A 25,875-nucleotide genomic window follows, 5' to 3' on the forward strand; every position below is an offset into this window, starting at 1 on the left:
ATTTACAAATAAATGTTAAAATAAGGAATCTTATTGATAAGGAGATTGCAATTAAATGGCTTATGCACTTGAAATAAAAGCGTTAAAAAAAGTATATTCAACTGGAGTCGAAGCACTACGTGGCGTTGATTTAGCGGTAGAAGAAGGAGACTTCTATGCACTTTTGGGACCAAATGGTGCAGGGAAATCCACAACAATCGGGATTATTACCTCACTTGTTAATAAAACATCAGGAAAAGTGAAAGTTTTTGACTATGACCTTGATACCGATTTGGTACGTGCAAAACAACAAATAGGACTTGTTCCTCAAGAATTCAATTTTAATCCCTTTGAGACAGTTGAACAAATTGTCGTCAATCAAGCAGGTTATTATGGCGTTTCTCGTAAAGAGGCATTTATTCGTAGTGAGAAGTACTTGAAACAATCCGATTTATGGCAAAAACGTAATGTTCGTGCACGAATGCTTTCAGGTGGTATGAAGCGCAGATTAATGATTGCTCGGGCATTGATGCATGAGCCACGCTTGTTAATTTTAGATGAACCAACTGCTGGTGTGGATATCGAGTTAAGACGCGAGATGTGGACATTTTTAAGAGAGTTGAATGAAAGTGGCACCACCATTATTTTGACGACTCATTACCTAGAAGAAGCAGAAATGCTTTGTCGAAATATTGGCATTATTCAGTCTGGTGAACTCATTGAAAACACAAGTATGAAAACTCTTCTTTCTAAATTACAGTTTGAAACCTTTATATTTGATCTTGCTACTTATGATAAAAAACCCGAGATTGAAGGATACACAAATTACTTTGAAGATGAACGAACACTTGCTATTGAAGTTGAACGAGACCAAGGAGTGAATGATATCTTTAAACAGTTTAGCGAGCAAGGAGTAAAAGTGCTTTCCATGCGTAATAAATCTAATCGACTGGAAGAGTTGTTTTTGAAAATTACGGAAGAAAAGCATCCAGTGGGGGAGAAACATGTCTAATTTATATTTTACAGCTTTAAAAAGCCTAGCGGTAAAGGAAACGAACCGTTACTTGAGAATTTGGGTACAAACATTAGTACCACCAGTGATTACAACTTCACTATATTTTGTTATTTTCGGAAAAATGATTGGCGGACGTATTGGAGAGATGGATGGATTCTCTTATATGGAATTCATTGTACCAGGATTAATTATGATGTCAGTCATCACTAGTTCCTATGCAAATGTCTCCTCTTCTTTTTTCTCTCAAAAGTTCCAGAAAAATATTGAAGAGTTATTAGTCGCACCAGTACCAACTCACATCATTATTTGGGGATTTGTCATTGGCGGGCTTGGAAGAAGTGTCTTAGTTGGTACACTAGTCACAATCATTTCTTTATTCTTTGTGCCGCTACATGTTTACTCATGGTTTATGGTAATTATTACGTTTTTAATGACAGCAATTTTATTTTCCTTAGCTGGTTTAATTAATGGTATTTTTGCTCAGTCTTATGATGATGTATCAATCGTACCAACCTTTGTTTTACAACCGTTAACTTATCTTGGCGGCGTATTTTATGCAATTTCAATGTTGCCACCTTTTTGGCAAGGCGTCTCAAAAATTAATCCTATTGTCTATATGATTTCTGGATTTAGATATGGTTTTCTTGGAACAACAGATGTGCCAATTATGGTTTCGCTAACGATTCTCATTCTTTTTATTATCGTTCTCTATTCTATTTGTTGGTACCTTGTTGATAAAGGGAAAGGGTTGAGAAGTTAATATAGACAAATTAACACGAGGCTAAGTATTTCGAAATAGTAAACGAAAAAAAGATAGAAACTTATTTGTGATTTACATAATAAGTTCCTATCTTTTTTTAATTTTAATGGTAACGAATATTATTAATATAAGCTATTATCGGAATATGATAAATTTGATGGACGAATTTAAGTAATTATATTTTGAAGAACACTAAAATTGCCATTCTTCGTTAAACATATTGACATAAGAAATCAAAAGGTTCATAATACAGTTGAGCAATTATTCAACTGAGAGGTGAAATATATGAATAGACAAGAATTGATATGTGATTGTGATGTTATACATGAAGAAGTCGTAGAGAAAGTTAAAAAAGCAATGCCTCAAAAACAAACTATTGCTAGTTTGAGTAATTTATACAAGACATTTGCAGATAAAACTAGATTAGAAATACTATATGCACTAAATGAAAGTGAAATGTGTGTTTGTGATTTAGCTGTTTTGCTTAACATGACAAAATCGGCAATTTCTCATCAATTAAAAACGTTAAGACTTGCTAATCTGGTAAAGAATAGACGAGAGGGTAAGATTGTGTATTATTCACTTGCTGATGAACATGTCTATAAAATTTTTGAACAAAGTTTCAAGAATATAACAGAATAAAATTGGAGGGGAATATGTTGAAAAAGGAATATATATTAGAAGGATTAACTTGTGCAAACTGTGCAGGAAAAATAGAACGTGATGTGAAAAAAATAAGTGGTGTTGAAAATGTTAGCTTGAATTTAATGAATACGACATTAGCTCTGGACAAAAAAAATGATTCAGGACTAGATTCAAAAATTGAAGAAATCGTTCATAAATACGAGCCAGAAGTTGATGTTTTCCCGAAACAAGAATACAAAAAAGAATCCGAAAATAATTTCAATCTTAAAGATAATAGTATTTTCTTTCAGTTAGTGTTTGGGGCAATTATCTTTGTAATCGCAGTGATTGTTAATAGGCAGGAAGGTATTGATGATTGGATGAAATTAGGACTTTTCTTAGTTAGCTACGCAATTCTAGGTGGAAATGTCTTACTAAGAGCAATTCGTAATATTTTTAAGGGTCAAGTATTTGATGAAAATTTCCTAATGAGTATTGCTACAATTGGAGCATTTATTATTGGTGAAACAGCAGAGGCGGTTGCCGTTATGTTGTTTTATCAAATTGGGGAATTGTTTCAAGATATTGCAGTTAAGCGTTCTAAAAAATCAATTACAGATTTAATGGATATTCGACCAGATTATGCGAACTTGAAAATTGGAAATGACATCAAGAAAGTAAAGCCTGAAACAATCAAGATTGGTGATATTATTGTTGTTAAGCCGGGTGAAAAAGTGTCCCTTGATGGTGTGGTAATTGAGGGTGAATCCATGTTAGACACAAAAGCATTAACTGGTGAATCTGTACCACGAAAAACAAAGGCTGGTGATAATGTACTGTCTGGTTGTATCAATCAGAGTGGTGTATTAACGATTGAAGTTACAAAAACGTTTGGTGAATCGACAGTGGCAAAGATTATTGATCTCGTTGAGAATGCAAGCAGTAAAAAAGCCCCAACTGAAAACTTTATAACAACGTTTTCAAGATATTATACACCAGTTGTTGTCATTGTAGCGACATTATTAGCTGTCATTCCTCCCCTATTCTTTGGTGGAGAATGGTCTGATTGGTTAAATAGAGGATTAATCTTTCTTGTAATCTCTTGTCCATGCGCATTGGTTGTTTCAATCCCGTTAGGTTTCTTTGGTGGAATTGGTGGTGCGTCTAAGCACGGTATCTTAGTAAAAGGGAGTAACTATCTTGAAGCCTTAAACAATGTGGATACAATTGTATTTGATAAAACTGGAACCCTAACAGAGGGTGTATTTGAAGTCACTTCTATTAATACAAGCAATGGTTTTACAGAGGAACAATTAGTAGAGTATGGATCAAAAGCAGAAGCACTATCCAATCATCCAATCGCTCTATCAATTAAGAGCGCTTATGGTAAAGAGGTTGAACATAGTGAGCTTGATTCTTATCAAGAAATTGCAGGACATGGAATTAGCGTGAAAATTGACCAAAAACCTGTTCTTGCAGGAAATGAAAAATTAATGAAGAAATACAATGTTGGGTATACCACAAACAGTGAAACAGGAACGGTCGTTTATATTGCTGTTGATAATGTATTTGCTGGTTCGATTGTGATTTCAGATAAAATTAAAAAAGATAGCTTTGAAGCGATTCAATCACTTAAGAGCAAAGGCGTTCAAAAGACGATCATGCTAACAGGTGATAATAAAGTAATTGCTCAAAACATTGCGAAAGAATTATCGCTAGACGAAGTTTATTCTGAATTGCTTCCAACAGATAAAGTAGATATTTTAGAAAAACTAGAGGCTAAGGAATTAGGAAAAGGAAAACTAGCCTTTGTTGGAGATGGAATTAATGACGCTCCTGTCTTAGCAAGGGCAGATATTGGAATTGCCATGGGTGGTTTAGGATCTGATGCTGCCATTGAAGCAGCAGATATTGTCCTAATGACCGATGAACCATCAAAAATAGCAAAAGCCATTGATATTGCAGGATTTACAAAGAAAATAGTTTGGCAAAATATTATTTTCGCATTAGCCATTAAAGCTGTCTTTTTAACTCTTGGGGCATTTGGAATTGCGACGATGTGGGAAGCTGTGTTCGCTGATGTGGGTGTTTCTATATTGGCAATTTTAAATGCTACACGTGTTATAAGGTACAAGTAGTTATTAAGTATGAGGAGCAGATATCGTAAAAAAGACAGTATCTGCTCCTTCTTTGAGTAATGTTAAAATTTTTTTATTTAATTTTACAAAATGAAGTTGTGCAAGCTGTAAACTTTTTTCACTGGTATTTTTAGTTTTAAAATTTATGGTATTCCGTATCCCATAATATAAGGACTATTTTTTCCATAATTTTGTTTTGCAATTTTATCTCCCGAATTACCTTCGATTGTATAAACTACCCCATTTTCGACTTTTTCTACAATCCCTACATGGTCACTAATGGAATCGCCATCCCAATCAAAGAAGATAATGTTTCCACTTTTAGGAAGTTTTCCTCCTTCTAACCACTGATTTTTAGCTTTAAAGTTTTCAATACCTGTCGGACAATAAGCAAATCGGTCCATTTTAACGCCAGCTTTTTCAGCATTATAAGAGACAAAGATAGCACACCATTCTACACGTCCATTAAAGCCATACCAGCGCCAATATTTTTCACCACCATCATGTGGACTCTCGGCTAATTCTTTAAGAGCTGATTTAACAATAGCTGAATTTCCTTGACTATTATTATTAGAGGTAGAAGTGATGTATTGTTTAACAATCTGAGCATAAAACATATTGCCGTAAGCATAACGATAATTATAGCCTAAGTTGACAGCTGTTGAATTTGTGTAAGTGACGGTTTTTCCATTTGCTTGAGTCTTGGAGAATTGAATGGCACTGTCCAAAGAATAACTTTTACCTGAGTGATTTAAAAAACCACCTCCAAAATTATAGGCTTGCACAATGTTTAAAACATCATAATCACGATGTTCAGTCCACATATCTGCAAAATATTTGACACCAACTTCTATTGATTCATTTGGATCTTGAATGGAGTTTGGTGGCTTTCCTTGGCTTTCGGAACATTGCATGACATCAGGATATTTTTCTGAGTTTCCTCCTGTTTCGGCCATAATGATTCCTAATAAATAAGGAACTGCTTCAGGAATGTTATTTTTTGACGCTTCTTTGGTGACTTTTTCTTTCCAGCGAAGGACTGCTTCTGGTAGGTTTTGTTCTTCTTCAGAGCTAATGTGAGTGGAAGAAGAATCGCTGCCAGCAATGAGCATAAAAAAAATGAAGAAGAAGCTTACAAGAAGAAAAGGAGATAATTTATACATTTTCATAGACGTGTTCCTCACTAAATTCTGGAGCACCATAAGCTTCTTGTCTTAGATGACTGATTTCTTTTTCAAGTTGTTCCGCTTCCTGGTCTGTGACAGGAGAAGGTGAGAGGGAGGCTGCTTCAAATGAGTCATTCTCTACATTACTATCTCTTGTTTCAATGACTGATTCTATAGGTACTTCGATTTCTTCTGTTAAAGTACTTGGTGTAAGTAATGTATCATCTACTTCTTCTGTGGGAAGTATGGTCTCTGTGGTCAAAGGATCTGTACTAGAGACAAAATCAGAAAATGCCTCTGTAGGAGCAACAGGTGTTTCTTCAGAACTTTTTGTTCCACTAGTTTCCGTAGAAGATACCTCTTCTTGCGATCCAGATGAGTCTTTATCGAAAGGTATTGTATCTAGAGCTGTTTCTTCTTCACCAGCTTGAACTAATAGGTTATCTTGTAAGTCATTTTGGCGATAGGCTTGATCTAGTTCTAGACCTGATTTAAGCAAATTATTTTCAGCCGTTTGTGTTTTGTATATTTGCTCGTCTAATCGATTTTGTTGGTCATTTTTCTGATTTTTTTGTTGCTGTCGTTCTTGGAAGGCTTGTTTAGGATTGAATGAAAAATCTTTTAACCCTACTTGACCCTTAGTAAGAGAACGAACGATTTGACCTTTGTTTTTCCAAATAAATAAACCTAATAGTACTTTTACAAATAAGCCAACAAGCATCGTTACAATATTTGTTACAATAAAAAATGAGTCTAGTAAATTTAAAATCGAAAATAATAGACCAAAGCCAAAACCGATTCCTACTTTAGAAGCAAAGAGTGTTCCTAATAGCATAAAACCATTTTTTAACAGATGGTGCATATTTGGAATCAATGCTAAAAAGAGCAACGAAGGAAAGAGGAAGAGGACACCATAAATCAATAGTTGAATTAAAATATTTGCGACGCCAATAATTAGGACGGCTGTGCCTATTACAATTAACATAAAGAATGTATTCAATAAGACAACGACTTTTTCTGTCATACGATCCGAGGTTAGATAGGAATTTTTTTCGGAGTCTTTTTTTATCTTGTCTGCAATTTCATCTGTCTTCTTTTGATCGAAGGTCTCACCATTCTTGACTAGATAGGAGTCAAATTGTTCTTTTGAAAGGTCTGTTTTTCCAAAGTTAAGCAATGCATAAGGTTTAATCACAAACTCATCAAAAATAAGATTTCGGATATTGCTGGTTCCATCTAGTTGTCGGTTCGTTCCAAGTAGTTTCTCAGTGGTACTCCCATTTCCTTTAGTTAAGTTTCCACTTGTTAAGTCCACTAGTTGTCCTTGTACATTTTGAGAAAGTGTATTCACTTCTTGAACTTTGCTTGCCCCGTCAGCAAAAAAGGTCAGACTGCCAACATAAATTAAGGTGAAAACACCAAATCGAATCAAGGCTTTACTGATTCCTTTTTCAAAGAAATCTTTGACTGAAATGACAATGACGAATGTAAAAAGTAGGATACCTATCACACTAAACAATTTGTTATAAATCGCTCCAGTGGTATTGAACAAATCTGGTAATACACCTTCCAGTAGGTTTAGACTAAATAGTTTGTCAATGACATAATCTAAAGCTAAGACAAGGTATTTAATTAAACCAAAGGCGATATTAAGTAGAGCATTTAGGACGCTTTGTAGGTTCTCATTGATGTTAAACCACCCCCCTTTTTCAAAAAAGGATTGGTAGCTATCAATATCAAACAAATCTTTTAATAACATAAGTGCTCCTTTCTAAGGGCTAAAGATGGTTTCAACATCGGCACTTGTATTTTTCTTAACAGTTTGCAGCATTTGATGAATTTCTTCGTAAGGACAATAAACGAGCATTTTACCTACACGACCTCGTAAATCTAAATACAAACAATGATATTTCGGTAGATTTTTTAACCACTCAATGTTCTCATAGGTGATTTCTAGTCCTAAATGGCGAAGAATGTCCTCGCGTTCGTCTTTGTCATCGTAAGCGAAAATTCGCCCGAAGTTCCCTGTGTCGTCTTCCTCTGCGGTATCTTTAACAGATTGGGTGACAATAATAAGGGTATTGTTAAAGCTTCGACCGACTCGGCGCATAGATTTGATGATTGCCCGTCCATTTTTTGAGGAGTTGAAAATCCAACTTTCATCAAATAGAACAACCGTACTTTCTTCTCGATCACGCAAACCAAATAATTCGCAAAATTTCCCAATCGACATCATCAACATGACTGATTTTCTCTGCGTGGCACTATAATCACTGCTAAGTGTTTCAGCACGAGGCATTTCTAGCCCTAACACTTCTAAAACTGTGACTTTATTGGTAAGATTAAGTCCTTTATTTTCACCATAGCTGAATGCCAACTCTAAAATAGAACCTTGTACTGACTTTTTAATTAAATTGGCTGTGTCTCTCACTTCTTCGTGTGTACTTTCTAGCATAAAATCAACAACATGAAGCAATCCTATTCGTTCACCTTGATCACGTCTTTTCAATACAGTCTCAATTCCTTCTAGCATTGCCAATCTTGATTTTTTCTCTCTGGCGCTAGTAAAATCATAGAGCTCTTCAAATAAATCTTGAGCCATGTCTTTTGCTGCTACACGATTAGGAATGAAGCAGAAGGGATCAAGCACACCTTTGTTACTGGTCTTATTTGGATCAAGTCGAACTTGATGGAAGTACTGTTGAACGAATGAACACGTATCAGGATACTTTTCTTGATAGACTGGATTGTTAATGACTGCCATAATCCAATCAAAAAATTCAGATTTTGGATCGACATAGAGACCTTTTCCATTCATCAAGACTGAAAGGAAGAAAATAAATTTAGCCAAGTAAGATTTACCATTTCCAGTTGGTCCTGTAATGGCGATATGGGGACTGTTAGCTTTTTTATCTGCAATATCATTTTGATTGCCAATAGAGGGATTGAAGAAAACTGGCTTTCGACTAGTTTTTGCGACTTCTTTAGGAGTTAAATTTCGAGTGTTTTTCAGTTCTGAAACCATGCCGATAGGAATTCCTACATTATCACCAATTCGATTTTCAACACCTAACAGCATTTCACTAATTCCTTCAACTGTTGTGTAGTGAAGCCAATTTTTTTCATGACCTAATTTAGTGCCAGCTAAAAATTGATGGAAGAGAAACACTTGATCGGCTAACCCTTTGACAACTTCTACATTTCGAGATTGGCATAAAGAAATGACCGTTCGAATTCGACTGCGACATTCCTCTGGTGTTTGTCCAAAGACCGAAAAAATACCCAGCCATTTAATGACTGGGACTCTTAGATCAATTTTATTGTTCAAATCAGTTAGGGCGTAACGATTGAACCGACTGGATTTCATTTCAGCATCGCCCATTGAGAGTGTTTCTTTTGCGCTGTTTTTCAAACGTTTGGCTGCACGAGAAGATTTACCTTTTAATCCTCTACCGCCTTTTAATGGTTCAAAATGTCCTTTGAGTCTAAACTCTACCGGAAAGGGAAGGCTTTGTACCAATTCTGCGGCATGATTGAAAGCTAGATTTGGTGCGAATTTGTGTATGGGAAGTAAAGCGACATAACTGGTTCCTTCAAGACTTCTTAACTTTAACAAACCTTGTTCTTCTGTTGGATCAAGAATCGTATCAGTTAAGGAGTAACTACTATTTTCAATAAATTCAAGATCAAAGGATGTTTTCATTCCACGAACATAGGAATAGCGACAGGCTTGTAACACTTCTTGTTCGCTTAGTCTACGCCCATTAACAGCCCCTACAAGTTGAAAGATTTCTGATTCTATTGAACGATATCGTTTTAAGAAATCATCATCAACGGATAGATGATAGTGGGTAAGGGCTAATAATTTTCCTGCATAATAATCAACCGTTTCTAGCGCTTTTCCTTTGACAGAAGTTGCTGAGGATAGGCTAGATAATTTAACTCCGATATAAAATTTTTCCGTTGTAATAACTCGGAGCTGCTGTTCTAAATCGGTTAGGGTTCGCTCTACTAGGTTTTCTCCCATTTCTACTGCTTGTTCATCAAAGTTTTCAGAGAAAGCAGTTAATCGCTCTTTAAGATTGTATGAATGAGGATTTAGAAAGAGTTCAAAGTCTTCAAAGCGCCGTAAGCTCTGTAAAAATTGATTCCACTTTTGCTTGTGTTTTTCCTGGACTTCTTTATTTTGACCAATTACATAATCACTAGGGCAAGTAAAATAAGCCCAAACCTCGTTGTCCGTTGTGAGTAGTAAATTATGATAGACCTTATGAAATGGTTGTTTGAATTTCATTATTTTCCACCTTTCTATAATAATCGAGTGATTCGCTTGCGAATAGATTGTTTGATTACTGATTGATACTGTTCTTTGAGTTTAGTGATCTCATTTATTGGAATAATGCCATCATCATAGCGTCGAAACAGTGTTTTTTTCATTAATAATACTTCGTCATCCGTTTCAAATAGCTCATAAAATCCTTCTTCTTGTGCGTTTAAAGAGTCAAATTCATAAATTAATTCAGGAACGACAACGGCTTTTATTTCTTGTTTGAGTTGTTCAACATCTAATGTGGTCATCTTTAAGTCTCCTGTCTTTACAACAAGCTGTTTAACAGTACAGCGATGATAGATTACTTTTTCTTGTCTAAATGAGTGAAGTTGCTCATGATAGAGCGATTTGTGACCATAAGCAAAGATAAAAAGATAGGCTAGATAGTCTTTTAAGAAAATATCTGCCCGTTTTCCATCAGGCTCCACTCGGTTAAATAGCTGCACTAAACCATAGGGAATGGCGATGGAAACCATCACGACCAATTGGTTCATCCCAAAGAATAATAATAAGAGACTGAAACTAAGTGCAAAACTAACCGTTGCGACAGTGAAGTCTTGTGCATAAACAACAAAAGGGAGATGGACATTTTTAGCAATCTCACGAATCATATAGGGTGCATTGAATGGTTCATGATAATCTAATATTTGTTTTTCTTTATTCATGGCTATAACCCAAAATAGCTTTTTAAATTAGAAAGAGAATTCAAAATACCTGTAGGATCTTTAATGACGGCATAAATAATGCCTCCAAAAAAGAGAATGGCAAAGCCCTGAATCCATTTTGAATTCAAGAATTCTTTGATGACTAAATAGACAACTACAACGCCAAAAATAGGGGCAATCCAATCATTTAAAATATAATTACTCGCGTCTTTTGCATTTGCATCGGCATAAGCAACAGCTGACTGGGAAAAGAAGAGGAATAGGCTACTCCAAATAGCTGCTAGCCTAATCGTTAATAATTGTTTTTTTGATGATATGCTTTTGATGTTCTTTTGTGTCATTTAAATTCCTCCTTGATAATGATAGAGTGTTTCAATAAAGTACGTGTTATCTCGCTGTTTCAGCAATAGAGTCATTGTTTCTTTATGCCCCATCTTTGTTTTACTATCAAGAACATCAAACGTAACAAAGGCAAAAAGTTGTTTGTCTTTTGTAAAGGGTTCAATCTGAGGGTTGCTGATTTGATAGTCACCCGATAAAATCTCTGGCTCTTTCATAATGAATGCCATGTCCTCCAAAGAAGTGGCTACGTATTTATCAAGAAACGATTGGACAAAAGTGGTAATAGCTTTTTCTTCTTTCGTATCCATTCGTTGATACTGAGAAATATCTAGTGTTGGTATTAGTTTTTTTCCAGAGGTTAGAGAGGGTTCCTCCGTGAAATAAGGATAATCAATTATTTTAAACGAGTGATCGTTTAATTGTATAAAGGGAATATTTAACAATGTTTGTTTCTCACTTTTTTCATAATCAGTATATTTTTCTTTGACCGTTACGTCTTTGTCGCCTTCTTTTTTCTTGATCTCATGTTCTTTTGTAACAGGAACAGTCACTTCATAAGAAATACGATATTGTGCTACAGATCGCCCCTCTGAGTTGACTAGATTATAAAAATTTGAGGAGAGTAGCTTTCGTCCAGTACCTGTATTTTTTTCTTCTTCTAAAGTAATCGTAAAATAGGTTTCTTGCAGAGTAGCTAGTCTTTTTTCAAAAGCTTGCTGGTCAGTAGGAACATTTATATAAGTTGAGATAAAGGGTTGTAAAAATTGTTTGTATAGTTCAGACGAAGTGGGAGTAGTGCTATTTTTTTCTAATTCTTTCTGAATGGTTTTTGTTAGTATCGTTTGTTCTTTGCGAATCAATCTTTGCATTTGTGTTGATTTGATAAAGCCAATAGGACCACTTATGATTAGAAAAAGTGTCACTAGTAGAAAGAAGAGTCGAGTTGTTCTAATAGTTGCTACTTTCTCTTCTTTAGGCAAAGTAGGTTTAGGCGTCTTTTTTTCTTTGATAAACTTCATTGATTTACTCCTTTTCGATTCTTAAAAAAGAGAACCCCTTTAATTGATAAAGGAGTTCTCTTGCTGAAAGCTGTGTGCCATAAATTTTTAAACGTCTAGGTTGTGAGTTGAAGAGATAGGTGGCTTTATAAAAGTCATAGGTATAGCCGAGATAAACACCAGAATCACTATAGCGTTCTAACCCTTCAATATAGAGACTTGTATACTTAGATAGCATTCGTTCAAAACAGACTTCTTTTTTAGGAATAAAAAACAGATTTTCTCGTTGAGTTAGTTTTTTTACAGTGAGAAATTGCCGAGCTTGTCTTTCAGGAATTTGTCCTTCTAAATAGAAAAAGCCATATTTTTTGAGTTCTTCTTTGAGATATTCCTGATTCATGATAATACCTCAATAATGGTACTATCATTCGCTTGATAGAGACGTCCATCTTGGCGTAGGTCCTCACCAATTCCGTCATAGTCAATATTCCACTTGATTAAGTCAGGTACACCAGATAGATAGCCAAGATCATCTACCAGTTGTTCGGCATACTCTTTGTAAGAGTAACAATCAGAATAGACTTGAATATCATCAATGCTTTCAAATGCCTCTAGTAAGTCATTATAAAAACCATAATCGATTAATTCTTCTAAATACTTGATGCCTTCATGTCCTGCATGTTCATCCATTTGCTCAGCAACTTCATTCATATATTCAAAATCTTCGAAATTGAATAATTTGATGGGTGATGAATAATCATTTACTTCATACTCTTGTCCATCTTCTAATTCTAGCTTTTCTTGTACAACATCCCATAGGATAGGGAGTTCAAACCAACGTCCAGTGTGGGTTTTAGGATTTTCAATATACAGTTGAATCATAAATTTTCACCTCTCAATTAAATAAAAATTGTGCTAATAGTTGCTCGACTTCTTCTTGTGTGACAGTGACAGAAGGGGACGTGTTTTCTTGGGGGGCTTCTTGTACTAATAGCTCTTTGATGGTCGTTGTTAATTTTGCTAGTTCTTCTTGATCTTTCTCTTTTAACTCTGCTTGCTGGATTCGAGACATTAATTCATTTGTGCCAAATGTTTGATCCATGATCCAAATTTTCTTTAATGTTGGAGCTAGATAATTAAAAAGCCATCGAAGAGCTTTTTCATAATTGGGTTTTTCACCTTTCATGGTTAAACGCAGTTCCTGCATACTTTCAATAACCATACGCCAGTTTTGACTATAGTGAGTGCGAATCCCTTGTTTATCGGAATCAAAGACTTTTAATGAAGTATCGATCAACTCTCTAGCAACCCATTCTATAGTTTCCCCAGTGGATAATAGATATTCTACAAAGAGATAGGCTTTTTCATTCGCAAGTCGAATTTCATAGCGATTTTTGATACCATATTTTTGATGCACCATTTTAACAGACAGTTCTTCTTTTTTTGCCAACTCATAATCTTTTTCATAGAAATTAAGGTAAAAAGGAGATTGTCTAGAACCAAAATAGAGAGACAATCCTTTGTTCCTACGTTCTCCTTTTTTTAACGAAAAACCACCTTTGTAATCAAAATTACGAAAGGTGGTGTCCACTAATCCTTGTTCATATTTTAGTTTTAATTCATGTAGATCATAATTCGGGTACAGCTCTGAGAGCATTTCATCTAAAGCAATATCAATTCGAGTAATCTTTGTGTCTATCAAAATTCCTCTGCCAAAAAGATCATCTTGATAAAGTCTCCAAAAGAAATCATTCCACGTTTCTTTTCTCTCTTCTAGAATTAGTTCATATTCTCGGCATCCTTGCCCTCTTAATTCAATCATGACCCCCATATTAATATCATTGGGATTTGAGAAAATAAATATTTCACTAAAGAAATAGGTTTCTGTGTAATGATTTAATCCATATTCTCGATAACCAAAAACAGAAGAATCCATTTTTAGTACTTTTTCAATCACTTCTTCTGGTGAATTAAGTTTGAACCGTACTCTGAGAAAGTCAATTTTTGCTTCCATTGGTAGTATTCCGCCATCTAAGTTGAATTGGTCATGAATCTTTTTTACTAAATGTTTGCTAGGTTTCTTCTTATCATTTTCTAGCTTTGATAAAAATGATTTTGTAACACCTAACTTTTGAGCGAGTTCTTGTTGGCTTAGTTTGAATTGCTTTCTCAATTTCCGTATTTCATTATTCGTTATAAAAATTTCCTCCTATCTGTTTCTTTATACTAAACACTGCTATTATCAGTTTTTTGTGTGTTTTGACAAGTAAAGTTGCCATGTTTATAAGGAATTTATTTTGATATACTGGGTTTGAGGTGATCAAACATGAATAACATGTACAAAAATAATCTATTGACTATTTTAAAAGAGAAAAACATTAGCCAAACACGTTTATCAAATGAAACTGGGATTTCTAGACAAACTATTAGTAAAATCATCAAAGATGAATTTTATGGAATGAGTATTCATACGTTTGTAACGTTAATCAGTTACCTTGAAGTTGATCTCTATGAATTAGGAGAAATCAATAATGAATTTACTTTTGCTAATGAACAACGATACAAAGTGGCATTTAATGAACGAAATCTAGCTCTGTTAAATAAGATTCTCTCAAAAAAACTACATCTATCTTTTCATTTTCATCCGTATTCTTCAAACTGTTGCTTAAACATTGATTCAAAAAAGTATTCTAACAAATTCGACTTTTCGGGAAACATAAGAATTAATGCTGACCCTAAAGAACTCATTTTTGAAATTATTGATTTTGATTTATGGAAAATTTCAGAGACAGTTTCTTTTGACGAATTCTTTGATTTTTATCAATCCTTTATTTTAGCTTTAGAAAATTATGCTGAGCAACTGGGATTCAACAGAATCATTTTCAATGTTGACTCCTATATTGATCCAGAATTACAGGTAATTATTTTTCCTAGAAAAGTAAATAATACAGATTTAAAAGCTTTAATTCAGGATTCTTCATATGATTCTAGAAAGAATGAATTAATGAAACTCTCCGTCCTTAAATTATCTGGCTATGGGCTTAAAAATAGCCATGAAGATGAAGAAAGTGAACTGCTTAAAAATGCAATCAATAACCAAATCGACTCTATGCATCATCTAACAATTTTAGAAAAAGAAAAATTACGATTAAATCTGATGAAAAAGAGCTCGCTTCATAAAGACTATCATGTAAAAAAATACTTCAAATACATTAATTAATAGGGTTGACCGTAACTCCAAAAATAGTTGACCAAATTTTCACCATAGAAAATGCTTACTAAATCAATCATTTGCAAAGTATCTTGACTTATTTTCTTAAAAGTTACCCCCATGTTATTAAGCGGGGGTAACAGGTTAGAGCGAGCGCTGCTCGCCCTAACCACGCACAGTCATAGTCAGGAAACCTGCCTATTCCTTTTCGTTCTACCGCCACACACCAAAGTGTGCGGCTTTCACAAGGAAACCTTGTTCATAACGAAGCGAAAGATAACGAATACCAATTTCACTAACTTATACATCGTGAAAATGATACTGAGTAGGTAAGCTGGTTATCTGTAAATATAATAGAAAATTTACTAAAAACAATAAATTTGTTATTATAAAGTAAACGCTTGCTTAGGGGGACTTTAAATGACAGCTAAACATAAAGAAGCAGTTCCTGCGAATCCGACAATTAAAGAAAATTATCCTGTGTTATCTCCTAAGGAGGCACAGCAACTGTATCCAGATATTATTATTGACAATAAGGATTTTATTTGTGCTGCACATAAAGAATGCACAGCACCACTGACTTGTCGCTGCTTGGATAAAAAGAATAAAACAGCAGCATTTGTTGAAGGTAGTAAAAAAATAAATAAGCATCATTCAAAATGTCCTTTTTCAAATGAGAATGATGAAGAATCATCTCCAGAGGTTAATTATCAGCATCGAGAGAAGCAATTTGTTGATAGTTTTACTGGAGAGAATGTTTTGTATTTATATGGAGACACCTATAGAAAGGCTAAGAAACCAAATAGTGATACTAATGGGAAAAAAGAAGGTAAATTAGATGGACAGCAAATTGTAACAATCCCTCCAAAAAATTCTAATACATTACCAACTAGACAAAAGCAAAATAGATATGAGACTCTAAGGAAGCAAGTTAACTTATTTGAGCTGACACCAGAGAATAAAGTAATTGATAGAATGACTGGTAAAACTATTAGAATTAAAGAGATTTTTCTCCCGATAAAATCAAATGATTTATCATCAAATATAAAATCAAGGCGTACATTAATTTATTTTGGTTTAGCATTTATAAATGAGCCTAAATCAGAAGGAAAAGACTTTAATATTCGATTTTCTGAGACACTTGAGTTAGGTAATGTAAAAGGTAAGCCAGCTTTTTTCATTGACAAAGAAACATTGTATAAAAATTTTTCAGTAATTATGGAGAAGTGGAAAGATAATAAAAACATGCTCGTTAATGTATATATCAGAGCGCATCTCACTATAAATAATGGGTATATCAATTTTGATATTGATAAAGAAGTGCTACCTGAACAATTTTTTATAACTTTAAGAAAATAATTTTTAATCTAAGTAGACAGATGCTAAAAGAAATAAAGCACCTGTCTACTTGTTGTATTCAGTTTTTTTGTTCTAAGCCAAAAGCTGAATGTGCGTCATTAATTTCCTCGGAAGTCATTTCTTGTAAAAGCTCTTTTGTATTTAATGTTTGCATAGTACCTATTTGTCTAAGTTCTGCTAAAAAATCATATTTTTTCGGAACAAGTGGGGCATAAAATTCTCTTGGAACACCTGAGCCACTATCGCAGTAGCCTCTGCCTTTAATTCGTTTATTGATGAAAGCTTTTCCTTTTTGATCCGATCCAAAAGTCATGTAATAGCCCTGTTCTGATAGTTTTCCCAAGCTAACACGAAATAAGAGATTATCACGTACACCGCCACCAAAGTTATCTGCATCAGGACGTTGGGTTGCTAGGACTAGAAAAATACCTGCTTGTCGTGCTTTTAGAACAAGTTCCTTTACATATCGCAGAATTTCGTCCTGTTCTTTATAGGTTAAGGTACCAAAAAAGGCTGCCCATTCATCAACAATAATGAAGTAGGGAGGAATACCATAGTATGAAAAGTTTTTCCCTGTTGTATAGTTAGGGAGAGCTTTCATGTAAACATAACGTCGATTCATTTCTTCTACAGCATTCTTTAAGCATTTAGTGATCCACTTTGTTCCGTAGAATACATGGTTTTTAAATAGGTGAAGACTTTCTAAATCCTTTAAATCTGCTTCTTTTGGATCACAAATATCTACCGTTCCAACTTGGATAAGCGCATGAATTAAGGTAAGGAGAAAGTAGGACTTGCCACCACCTGTACCGCCAGTTACTAGCATATGAGGTACTTCGGCATAGTCCCATACAACGCCATCCATGAGTTTGACTTGTCCATTTGTTACTGAGCAATCTTCAATTCCAATCCGCTTACTGATGACATCAATCATCAATAAATAGGTGGTGAAGCCCATTTCTTTTTGTTCCTCAATGAAGTCAGCAATGTACATTTCTTCAAAGGTCTTTGTAATTTTTTGAAAACGGTCATGCCATTTCATCCCATCTGTAGGAACTGTCAAATAAAGAATTTCTTTAGTATTACGGTAATAGACTTTCGGAAAAACCATTTTTTCAGTTGCCTGTTCTTTTGATTTCGGTTCCTTTTTCTCATACAATCCATTACTTTTCAAAAGACGAGCTAACATTTGCCGTTGGTAGACTCGATAGAAGAATCCACCCTTTAAAAATGAAAATCTACGAATCATGAACAACAGAAACAATGACAAGAAGAGTATTAAAAAAAGCCCTCCCATGGGAACTAAGAGGGCACCCCAATCAATTATTTGTCTTCGCTGCATCATCTGTATTAATGGATAGATAAAAAGGTAGCTATAGTAACCAGCAAATAATAGAAAAGGAAACCAAGTTAGTAGAAGGTAGGTACGATAAATAGATAGATGCAGAGGACGAATTCTACGCCCACGATAATGAAAGAATGTGTTCATAGTTGCCTCCATTCAATTAATTTTTAGAGTTTTGATCTCCTTTAGCCTGCTTTACAATAACTGGTTCTACTTTTTTTAGTGATTCTGCTCGAATTTTGAAGGCTTGTTCTGACTGAATTGAATCATTATAGCCAGTATAAGAAGAAAGCCAAGCAAGTGCAGTTACTTCTCCTGTGAGTTCTACTTCATCATCATAAGAGAAAGGTGTGGTATCAATAGTTTCAGGGACAGTGATATCAATTTGGTCATTTTTAGCTTCGGAATAGACAGTGATCCGTTGTTCTCGAACAAAATCTGTTCGGTTGCCCTCTGTATCTGTTTCATAAATTTTTTGGCTATTCAAATAAAATAATTTTCCAAACGTTCTTCGTGTATCAAAATCTTTAACAATATTGTCTTCAAATTTTAAACTCATCATTTTTCTCCTTTTCTAGTTCAATGTCAGCAGTTGTTTAGCAAAAATTTGTAATTCAAGTGAGCGGCTTGCTGTTCCAATATTATTTCGTTTGGCACTAGGTACAAGTGTAACTTCACGCAGCTCTACTTCTTTACGACCTTCAAAACGTAGGGAGTTTCGTAAATTTGGAACGATGATTTCAAAGTCAGGATGAAGAGCAGAGGAGGCTGTAAAAATGCGACAAGGGATTCGTTTTCCCTCTACATAAACTTCTCGTTCTTCTTTAACGGTTGCTTTGATTTTATTTCCTAATTGATTGTCCTTTAAGACAATGTTTGTGACACGATTGGACATCTTTATTCCTTCTTTCTTTTTTATAAAAAAAGGAGACATAGAAATGCCTCCAGTTTTCTAGTTATTTTTGTTATGCTGTTTCTTCTTGTTGTAGAAGTAATAACCAGCAACACTGACTAATAGTGCACTACCTAAAATGATCCCAGCGATAGAAATGACTTCTCCTGTTTGTGGCAAGTTGCCTGTTACGGAAGTTTCTTTTTTCCTTGGAATCATCTTGTTCGTCATGGTACATTTGACAATCTCACCATCTTCTTGAATTTCAAACTTAATCGGCGTCTCATCTATTTGATAGCCAGTAGGGGCTTCATATTCTTGGAAATAGTAAACTCCTCGTGGTAAGTTTTCAAAACTAAAACGACCTTGACTATCCGTTTTTCCTTCAATGATGATTTTTTTATCTTTATCAAGAATACGAACACCTGTATCTGGCAGCTCTTTTCCATTTGACACGTCCGTTTTTGTTAGTTCAGCAATACCTTTGACTAAATGATTTTTAATCTCCATCAGTAGAGGCGATTCTTGATAGATTTGTGGTTCCTCAGCTGCAGTAGTTTCATTAGCTAATTGCTTATTTGTATTTTCTTCTAGCTTCTCTTCATTAAGGTTTTCACCAAGTAAATTTCCTCTACTGTCATAGGCTTGAACTCCTTTTAAAGTAGAGACGATTTGATAGGTCTCAGGAGATAGAACATATTGTTCTGAAGCTGGTTGTTTTTCTTTCAGATAGAACGTTCCTACTGGGATATTGGTAAAGATAGCAAGAGATTGTTCATCTACAGTGGCTGTTTGAATCACTTCTTTCTTCTCATTTTCTAGAGTGAAAATAGCGCCTTTTCCATTACCTGTGAAAGCAAAGTCGTAGCCATTTTTCTCTTTCAAAGTGGCTTCTTCATTCACTTTTTTTAGTGAAAATTGATTGAAGTGAAGCCTATTTAAAAGTGGTGCAGATTCATCTTCTAAATTTTCTTTAGGAGCATAAATATCAATCACTTTTTCTGATTCGTGGTCTGCAGCTGTAAACTCGAATTCATGATGGCTAGTATCAATATCATGATTTTCACCAGCATCTAATTCTTGGACATAATAGTTTCCTTCCATTAATTGTTGAGTAGGGAACGTAAGCCCACCATCTTTTACTGTGCCAAATCCTAGTAGAGAATCAGCAGGCAATATTGTTTTATCCGTCATTGTAAACTCTTGATTGGAGAACAGACCAAATATTTTGCCATTGGCTTGGATCTCTTCGATAACTGGTTTATTTTTTTTCCATTCCTGAATTTGTTCTTCGTTCTTATGAATAGTGATCTTCAATTGTTGGAAGTCATTTTTTGCTTCAACAGATTGAGACACGAGTTCAACGTTTTGTCCTTCATAGGTGAATTCAAAAGGCAGCGGGGTGGTATTCATCAAGTAGCCAGCAGGTGCAGCTGTTTCAATGGCTTCATATTTTCCTAGATATAGTTTTGGCATATTAATTAGTTCACCATTTTTATCTGTTTGAACAGTTGCAACTGTACTTCCTTTTTTTGCATGAACATGGTTGCCTACTTTAATATCCTCACGAGCTTTAATTATAAAAGTGACATCCGACAGAGGAACATAATCGAAAGTGATTTCATGTAGCTTTCCATAGTCTGAGTCGGTAGTTGTTGTACTAGAAGCTTTTTTACCTGTTTTCTTTAGATGAAGCAATCCTTGTTGGGCTTTGTTTCCAAACACTACTTCAACTGTTTTATTAGGTTCAATCGTGATTTCTTTAGATTCGCCTTTATTTACAAAACCATTGTTGGCAGTCACTTCGATGATTTTTACTTTAGTCCCAGCTTTTAAGTCATTAATTTGAGCAAAGCCGTTAGTATCAGTGACAATTTCTTTCGTTTGTCCATTGTACTCAAATTTCATTTTTGTATTAGGAACAGGTTGTCCAGTATCTTCATCTACTTTTTTCAATTTGACATTGCCGTTTAAATTGACTTTGACATTTAACTGAAAGGAGCCAGCGGTAGATAATTTGAAAGTTGCTACTTTTTGTTCATTGGGTTTGTTGAAAACAAAGCTTGTCCCAACATCATTAGCATTTGCGATATTGTACTGTAATTTTCCTGTTTCTTTCGATGAACTGGTTGCGGTTAACTTCAATTGGTTTCCAGATTTATTTAGTTGTAAATTAGCAGAATTGCTAGCTAGATTGCCGTACTTACTTAAAACACCGTTTGTATCATTAAGTGTGATTGTATCGCCAACATTTAAAGTAATCGTCTGATTATTGAATGAAGGTTTTGTATTGTGTGCATTCACTTTTGCTAGGATTTCATTTTTTCTATTTTGATAGTTGGGAAGGGTGGTAGATAGTAGCTGATCACCAAATGATTCCCAAATCATATTCTGAGTAATCCCATAGTTTTCACTTGTAGGATTCGTTTTATAGCCATAATAGGCAATCAGAGACAAGCGGTCTTTTTCAGCAATTGTAAGTTCTGATGGATCAAAACCAGAACCGCCGTTTAAAATGGTACCATGTTCAATACAAAATGCAGGTTCACCCTCTGCCTTAATCATGTGAACACCATCATCTGTCCAGTGAAGACCAGCAGGATTTGCTAAATACCAAGTAGAAATGTAATCAGCAATTCTTGTGTAGTTGACGGTAGCAGCAAGAGCAGTGATAGGAGTCGCAAAAAAACTAGCCATGATTACTATCAATGCGAGATAGCTGGCTAGTTTGTGCTTTTTATATTTAGTTGTCATTGTTTCCTTTCCTCCTTGAATTATTTTAATTTTTAGAGTTAAGAGTGGGACTTCTGATTGAGGGAGACAAGGGTTTTGGTTCAACTCCTTTTTGTATTGTTTATATATTTACGTTTACATTTGCACAATAAGTCTATATTATTAGTAATATGATGATTTATTACTTGAGGAGGTATAACTTTGTCAAATGAAGCTATATATATGAAATTGCCCTTTGATTTGTCTGGCTCTCGAAGTAAGAATAGATTTAGATACGAGATACTATGGGGTCTAAGTAAATTATTTGATATATATAATGAGAATGAGTCATTTGTTATGGTATTTGACTATGCATGTGATATCGAAGTTCATAAAGATACTGGCTTAGATTTTTATCAAGTTAAATCTAAAAAAGACGGAGCAGTTTATACTCAAGGAGCATTACTAAAAAAGAAAAAACTTGAAGAGGAAGAAAAGAGTTTTTCTATTCTAGGTAGGCTTTATTCCCTTGCAAATAATCAAAATGAGAATATTCACGTAAATTTAGTTTCCAATAAACCATTTCAAGACTCTAGTAAAAAAAATCATACAACAATTGAAAACTTGGATTTTAATAATCTAGATGAGGAAGTGAAAAAAACAATAGAATCTAAACTTCAAGAGGAGCTAGGTTCGGATGTTACACCTGATATGTCAAAAATTAGTTTTATTTATACTTCGATTGACCTTTTCAGTCCTGATGATACACTGAGAGGAAAGACCAGTAAATTTTTCTTTGAATTAACAGGAAGTGAGCCAAACAAACCTAATGCACTCTATAATTTACTTGTCGAAACAATTTCTGAAAAAGCTTGTTATGAATTGCAATTAGATTGCTATTCAGACATATTGAATAGAAAAGGTGTTTCAAAAGATGATATTGAAAAAATAATTTCACTTTATTCTGAAAAAACTGATAGAGCAGTAGAAAAGGCTTCAGTATTTATAGACACCAACATAAACAAACCAATAAAAAGGTTGAAAATGAAAACGATGCTTGGTAAAGTGGTTTCCGATATTGAGAGTGGTAATAGATTAGTTTTACAGAATGAAGAGCTTATTGTTCAATCTATCTTTTCAAACTTGGAGAAATATGATGTTGAAGAGACTGTTTTCATTGATTTGTTAGTTTCTGAGTATTCAAAACTTTTCACTATTGAGTATTCAGAAGACTACAGATATGCCTTTTTTTTATTAATCTTAATGAAAGTCGAGGAAAATATTTATGAATACTCTGACATTTAATAAATTATATATTTTTTCAACATTTGAAAATAAAGCGAAGTATATTGAATTTACTAATGGAAAAAACATCATTACTACGGAAGATGATATTATTGGAAATAAAAAAGGTAAGTCAACAATTCTTAAAAATTTATATTATACTATGGGAGCAGACTGCTATTTTGAAGATAAATGGGATGTCCAAAAGAAGATATCCATTTTAGAATTTTCAGTTAACAAGGCATCATATATTATCTTTAGGCAAGATAAGTTGTTTAAAATTTTTGATCTAAAGAAAAATCTATTATTTAAAACTCTTAAGAGAAAAGAACTATCAACTTTCTTAGAAAAAATTTTTAAGTTTACTGTAAAATTACCTAATCGTTATACAGACAAATTGGAGATTGCACCGCCAGCTTATTTCTATCTCTTAAATTATATAGATCAGGATAAAATGAATGGAAGTTCGTTTGATTCATTTAGAAACCTTGGTGAATATTCTAATTTCAAGTTAAATACACTGTACTCTCATTTTGGTATTTTAGATGATAGATACTATGAAGTTATGAAATTAGTTGAACAATTAAGTGAGCAACTTAAAGTTCTTGATGAAGAATGCCAGCTGTTTTACAAGATGCTTGAAAAAATTGAAAATGAACTTGTTGATAAAGTTAGCTTTCCTACAAATTTTGATGTTTTACAACAAGAAGTTGAAAGTACAAAAAATCAATATGAAAAAATTGTACATTCATTGCAACTTACTAAAAATAGATTAATTAATCAAAGAAACGATAATTATGAGGTTAAACAAGAACTAGCCAATTTAAGAAAAATAATTAGAAAAAATGATAAAGATAAAAAGGTAATAAATAGTCACACTTGTCCTAAATGTCACTCCATTATTACTGACAATCTTGAATTGAAAATCAATACTTTAAACAATGAAGAGGACTTTTTGTTCCTAGCTAATGAACTTGAAAAAGAATCTTTGAATGTAGAAGCTAACATATACAAAGAAGAAAAAAATTATCAGCGATTATTAGATACTCTAAAAAACTATGAAGATAAATTAGAATTAAATTCAAAAGAAATCAGTAGTGTTCTGAAACATAAAGGATTAATGGAAGTAAGAGATAAGCTGATTATGGATATTGGGAACAGTCAGGTTAATTTGAAACAGGCTCAGGGATCGTTAAAAGAGCAGAGAAAAATTTTGAAAGAATATTTAGAGTTGAAAAAGCAAATAAATGAAACTTATTATGAATTAATGCTGAATGATAAAATTCATTTTAACTTAGAAGAATTAGACTCAGATAAATTTAAAAAAATTGATTCTAATATAAGCGCAGGCGGAAGTAATAAACCAATAAATACTATTGTCTGGTATTTTAATCTTTTGAAAGTGAAAAATAAATTTAATCCAGATGCTATACGTTTACCAATTGTTTTAGATAGCCCTGCAAATGCAGAACTTGATAGAGATAGTAAACATACCTTGCTAAAGTATATATTTGAAGAATCAGATAAAGATAGTCAATTAATAGTTTCTACTATAGGATTTTCAACTTCTGACTTTAAAGAAGAACATTTTGATAATGTTATCGAACTTTCAAATTCTAAATATGAGTTATTGAATACAGAAGATTATGAGCTTTATAAAGAACTGTGTAAGGATTTAGTTTTAATAAACGAATAGTGATTAATTAGTCTTGCTGAATGACCAGAAACAAAGAAGCCAATATGCTATTTTGAAAATAGAGTATTGGCTTCTAGGATTACCTATCAATATTAAAATCAGGTTGATTGTTTTAGTATTTATTCCAGCTCGCGGTTTTCTTACTAAAAACATCCAAAATATCCCAATTTTTTTAATTAAAACAGTTTGAAACTAAATCAAAACTAACTACAATTGGCAAAAATTACTAGAATTTTGTAGTATTCACTGAAAAAGTAGAACGCTGTTATAGCAACGATTAGAGCCTATCAGAAGCTCTGGAAAAAGTTGACCTTTTGCTGGAAGGCAGTGTAGGTTAACAACAAAATAGAAGCTAGGAATGCTGATAGATAGGCATTCCTAGCTTTTTTAATGCACGAAAGTGAAAGTGTAACCGATACTCGCATCATTGGTTATTTTTTATAACAACTCTTTTTCTGGTTCAATGAATTGTGCAAATTTATCTGCGCTAAGTTCTTCTTTTTCAAGGGAGACGATAGTTGTAAATCTGCTTCATGGCAGCCATTGCGCGTAAAGAGACATAAGTTTTATGAAACTATTTAGTGTGATACAGTTCTTTAAATTGTATTTATTAACAATCACGTCATACCGATCGCTTGGATGACCTGGGCGACAAAACTCATTTGATTTGGTTTGGAAAGCTAATTGGTGTGGAAGTGAAGGGGGAACCCTGAATGGTATGATGGATGGTTTGTTGATTTTTCCATTTTTTAAGGTCCATGGTTTCAGTACCTGCGAGGTTCTCATCTATTTCTGTTCGATTGATAGGAGCAGTTTTCTGCATTGTATTTTCATATTCAAGAGTAGGGAAGTTATTTGATTTATCCTGAGCTTCATCCCCCTAAGTTGTTAAGAAGGGAGATTTGCTTCTATCATTTAACTTTTACATAGGTTTATACTTATATTTAAATGTCTAAACGGATTAAGTACTAACATATAGTTACTCATGGCTTTTTTATCTAATGCTAGATTGATTTAACCAAAGTATTATACTTTTTTAAAGTAGGTAAAATAATGGGGTTAGCATGGGAGTATAGAGAATCTGTGCATTACACGCCATGTAAAAAAATCATTCTATTTTCAGTTAATAAAAATCTATTCAAAAAATACTGCAATTATAACTTCATTTATATAGTAGTAACATAAATAGATTAGACAAATTTATAAATTAATAAGAAAAGTTGTTGACAATGATTGTTAAGCGTGTTATTCTAATTAAGTTGTCAATTGAAGAGCTAAACTACTTCAAACAAACTCATGACTCAAAAAAAATAATAAAAAAAGTTGTTGACACTGACAACTAAAATATGTTATTCTAAT

Annotated in this window: 21 protein-coding genes; 8 read left to right on the top strand and 13 right to left on the bottom strand. The window is 33.7% G+C overall.

The genetic code is table 11. The annotated features are described in order from the left end of the window. Window positions 1-55 precede the first annotated feature (55 nt). The 4 genes from RWN13_RS17500 to cadA all read left to right on the top strand — a co-directional run bounded on the left by RWN13_RS17500 (window position 56) and on the right by cadA (window position 4,516). Window positions 56-991 (top strand): ABC transporter ATP-binding protein, encoded by a 936-nt coding sequence (locus RWN13_RS17500; protein WP_047584124.1) that lies wholly within the window; start codon window positions 56-58, stop codon window positions 989-991. After that, window positions 984-1,754: an ABC transporter permease gene (locus tag RWN13_RS17505; RefSeq protein WP_047584123.1), complete on the top strand. Its 771-nt coding sequence runs from the start codon at window positions 984-986 to the stop codon at window positions 1,752-1,754. The genes RWN13_RS17500 and RWN13_RS17505 overlap by 8 nt, the downstream gene beginning before the upstream one ends. Before the next feature lie 285 nt (window positions 1,755-2,039). After that, window positions 2,040-2,396, top strand: coding sequence for a metalloregulator ArsR/SmtB family transcription factor (locus RWN13_RS17510; protein WP_047584122.1), 357 nt, complete (start codon window positions 2,040-2,042; stop codon window positions 2,394-2,396). A 17-nt stretch (window positions 2,397-2,413) separates the two neighbouring features. Next, a complete protein-coding gene (gene cadA, locus RWN13_RS17515) occupies window positions 2,414-4,516 on the top strand; it encodes a cadmium-translocating P-type ATPase CadA (protein ID WP_314066287.1) in 2,103 nt (700 codons plus the stop codon). Between the two features lie 143 nt (window positions 4,517-4,659). Here cadA and RWN13_RS17520 read toward each other — a convergent pair whose 3' ends face one another. From RWN13_RS17520 to RWN13_RS17560, 9 genes are read right to left on the bottom strand one after another with little or no spacing between them, the layout of a single operon-like run. Then, a complete protein-coding gene (locus RWN13_RS17520) occupies window positions 4,660-5,685 on the bottom strand; it encodes a lysozyme family protein (RefSeq protein ID WP_314066268.1) in 1,026 nt (341 codons plus the stop codon). After that, window positions 5,672-7,441, bottom strand: a complete 1,770-nt coding sequence (locus RWN13_RS17525; protein WP_047584119.1) for a CD3337/EF1877 family mobilome membrane protein — start codon at window positions 7,439-7,441, stop codon at window positions 5,672-5,674. Before RWN13_RS17525 ends, RWN13_RS17520 begins: the two co-directional genes overlap by 14 nt. Window positions 7,442-7,453: 12 nt before the next feature. Continuing rightward, on the bottom strand, window positions 7,454-9,976 hold the full coding sequence (locus RWN13_RS17530; protein WP_314066270.1) for an ATP-binding protein: 2,523 nt from the start codon (window positions 9,974-9,976) through the stop codon (window positions 7,454-7,456). A gap of 14 nt (window positions 9,977-9,990) precedes the next feature. Next, entirely contained in the window at window positions 9,991-10,677 is a 687-nt protein-coding gene (locus RWN13_RS17535) for a TcpE family conjugal transfer membrane protein (protein ID WP_047584117.1), read from the bottom strand. Window positions 10,678-10,679: 2 nt separating this feature from the next. Next, the gene (locus tag RWN13_RS17540; RefSeq protein ID WP_047584116.1) at window positions 10,680-11,018 is read right to left on the bottom strand and encodes a TcpD family membrane protein; all 339 of its coding nucleotides are present in this window, start codon (window positions 11,016-11,018) and stop codon (window positions 10,680-10,682) included. Then, window positions 11,019-12,038, bottom strand: coding sequence for a conjugal transfer protein (locus tag RWN13_RS17545; protein WP_314066271.1), 1,020 nt, complete (start codon window positions 12,036-12,038; stop codon window positions 11,019-11,021). It lies immediately after the preceding gene. Window positions 12,039-12,042: 4 nt separating this feature from the next. After that, window positions 12,043-12,417 carry a hypothetical protein gene (locus tag RWN13_RS17550; RefSeq protein ID WP_314066272.1) on the bottom strand — a complete coding sequence of 125 codons (375 nt, stop codon included), beginning with the start codon at window positions 12,415-12,417 and terminating at the stop codon, window positions 12,043-12,045. Continuing rightward, window positions 12,414-12,899: an antirestriction protein ArdA gene (locus RWN13_RS17555; protein ID WP_314066274.1), complete on the bottom strand. Its 486-nt coding sequence runs from the start codon at window positions 12,897-12,899 to the stop codon at window positions 12,414-12,416. The genes RWN13_RS17550 and RWN13_RS17555 overlap by 4 nt, the downstream gene beginning before the upstream one ends. A 13-nt stretch (window positions 12,900-12,912) precedes the next feature. Continuing rightward, a complete protein-coding gene (locus RWN13_RS17560; RefSeq protein ID WP_314066288.1) occupies window positions 12,913-14,214 on the bottom strand; it encodes a replication initiation factor domain-containing protein in 1,302 nt (433 codons plus the stop codon). 129 nt (window positions 14,215-14,343) lie between these two features. Here RWN13_RS17560 and RWN13_RS17565 point away from each other — a divergent pair, with 129 nt between their 5' ends. Together RWN13_RS17565 and RWN13_RS17570 are read left to right on the top strand one after the other, a co-directional pair. Beyond that, window positions 14,344-15,237 (top strand): helix-turn-helix transcriptional regulator, encoded by an 894-nt coding sequence (locus RWN13_RS17565; RefSeq protein WP_314066278.1) that lies wholly within the window; start codon window positions 14,344-14,346, stop codon window positions 15,235-15,237. 411 nt (window positions 15,238-15,648) lie between these two features. Further along, entirely contained in the window at window positions 15,649-16,587 is a 939-nt protein-coding gene (locus RWN13_RS17570) for a hypothetical protein (protein WP_314066280.1), read from the top strand. Between the two features lie 58 nt (window positions 16,588-16,645). On the opposite strand, the gene RWN13_RS17575 is transcribed toward RWN13_RS17570, so the two are convergent. From RWN13_RS17575 to RWN13_RS17590, 4 genes are read right to left on the bottom strand one after another with little or no spacing between them, the layout of a single operon-like run. Beyond that, entirely contained in the window at window positions 16,646-18,076 is a 1,431-nt protein-coding gene (locus RWN13_RS17575) for an FtsK/SpoIIIE domain-containing protein (protein ID WP_314066282.1), read from the bottom strand. A 16-nt stretch (window positions 18,077-18,092) separates the two neighbouring features. Next, window positions 18,093-18,491 (bottom strand): DUF961 family protein, encoded by a 399-nt coding sequence (locus RWN13_RS17580; protein WP_047584110.1) that lies wholly within the window; start codon window positions 18,489-18,491, stop codon window positions 18,093-18,095. Window positions 18,492-18,506: 15 nt separating this feature from the next. Next, on the bottom strand, window positions 18,507-18,827 hold the full coding sequence (locus RWN13_RS17585; RefSeq protein WP_047584166.1) for a hypothetical protein: 321 nt from the start codon (window positions 18,825-18,827) through the stop codon (window positions 18,507-18,509). Between the two features lie 57 nt (window positions 18,828-18,884). Further along, entirely contained in the window at window positions 18,885-21,578 is a 2,694-nt protein-coding gene (locus tag RWN13_RS17590; protein ID WP_314066284.1) for a SpaA isopeptide-forming pilin-related protein, read from the bottom strand. Between the two features lie 180 nt (window positions 21,579-21,758). On the opposite strand from RWN13_RS17590, the gene RWN13_RS17595 reads away from it, so the two are divergent. Together RWN13_RS17595 and RWN13_RS17600 are read left to right on the top strand one after the other, a co-directional pair. After that, on the top strand, window positions 21,759-22,841 hold the full coding sequence (locus tag RWN13_RS17595; protein ID WP_047584108.1) for a dsDNA nuclease domain-containing protein: 1,083 nt from the start codon (window positions 21,759-21,761) through the stop codon (window positions 22,839-22,841). Beyond that, a complete protein-coding gene (locus RWN13_RS17600; protein WP_047584107.1) occupies window positions 22,822-24,516 on the top strand; it encodes a hypothetical protein in 1,695 nt (564 codons plus the stop codon). Before RWN13_RS17595 ends, RWN13_RS17600 begins: the two co-directional genes overlap by 20 nt. The last annotated feature ends 1,359 nt before the right edge of the window (window positions 24,517-25,875 follow it).

Source organism: uncultured Vagococcus sp., assembly GCF_963518325.1.
Lineage (GTDB): Bacteria > Bacillota > Bacilli > Lactobacillales > Vagococcaceae > Vagococcus_D.

Bases quoted from the DNA above. Each gene is read 5' to 3' on its own strand.
- RWN13_RS17530 (WP_314066270.1), bottom strand. From the start codon at position 9,976: ATGAAATTCAAACAACCATTTCATAAGGTCTATCATAATTTACTACTC.
- RWN13_RS17580 (WP_047584110.1), bottom strand. From the start codon at position 18,491: ATGAGTTTAAAATTTGAAGACAATATTGTTAAAGATTTTGATACACGA.
- RWN13_RS17535 (WP_047584117.1), bottom strand. From the start codon at position 10,677: ATGAATAAAGAAAAACAAATATTAGATTATCATGAACCATTCAATGCA.
- RWN13_RS17505 (WP_047584123.1), top strand. From the start codon at position 984: ATGTCTAATTTATATTTTACAGCTTTAAAAAGCCTAGCGGTAAAGGAA.
- RWN13_RS17555 (WP_314066274.1), bottom strand. From the start codon at position 12,899: ATGATTCAACTGTATATTGAAAATCCTAAAACCCACACTGGACGTTGG.
- RWN13_RS17575 (WP_314066282.1), bottom strand. From the start codon at position 18,076: ATGAACACATTCTTTCATTATCGTGGGCGTAGAATTCGTCCTCTGCAT.
- RWN13_RS17545 (WP_314066271.1), bottom strand. From the start codon at position 12,038: ATGAAGTTTATCAAAGAAAAAAAGACGCCTAAACCTACTTTGCCTAAA.
- RWN13_RS17550 (WP_314066272.1), bottom strand. From the start codon at position 12,417: ATGAATCAGGAATATCTCAAAGAAGAACTCAAAAAATATGGCTTTTTC.
- RWN13_RS17600 (WP_047584107.1), top strand. From the start codon at position 22,822: ATGAATACTCTGACATTTAATAAATTATATATTTTTTCAACATTTGAA.
- RWN13_RS17500 (WP_047584124.1), top strand. From the start codon at position 56: ATGGCTTATGCACTTGAAATAAAAGCGTTAAAAAAAGTATATTCAACT.
- RWN13_RS17510 (WP_047584122.1), top strand. From the start codon at position 2,040: ATGAATAGACAAGAATTGATATGTGATTGTGATGTTATACATGAAGAA.
- RWN13_RS17565 (WP_314066278.1), top strand. From the start codon at position 14,344: ATGAATAACATGTACAAAAATAATCTATTGACTATTTTAAAAGAGAAA.
- RWN13_RS17590 (WP_314066284.1), bottom strand. From the start codon at position 21,578: ATGACAACTAAATATAAAAAGCACAAACTAGCCAGCTATCTCGCATTG.
- RWN13_RS17540 (WP_047584116.1), bottom strand. From the start codon at position 11,018: ATGACACAAAAGAACATCAAAAGCATATCATCAAAAAAACAATTATTA.
- RWN13_RS17570 (WP_314066280.1), top strand. From the start codon at position 15,649: ATGACAGCTAAACATAAAGAAGCAGTTCCTGCGAATCCGACAATTAAA.
- RWN13_RS17520 (WP_314066268.1), bottom strand. From the start codon at position 5,685: ATGAAAATGTATAAATTATCTCCTTTTCTTCTTGTAAGCTTCTTCTTC.
- RWN13_RS17525 (WP_047584119.1), bottom strand. From the start codon at position 7,441: ATGTTATTAAAAGATTTGTTTGATATTGATAGCTACCAATCCTTTTTT.
- RWN13_RS17585 (WP_047584166.1), bottom strand. From the start codon at position 18,827: ATGTCCAATCGTGTCACAAACATTGTCTTAAAGGACAATCAATTAGGA.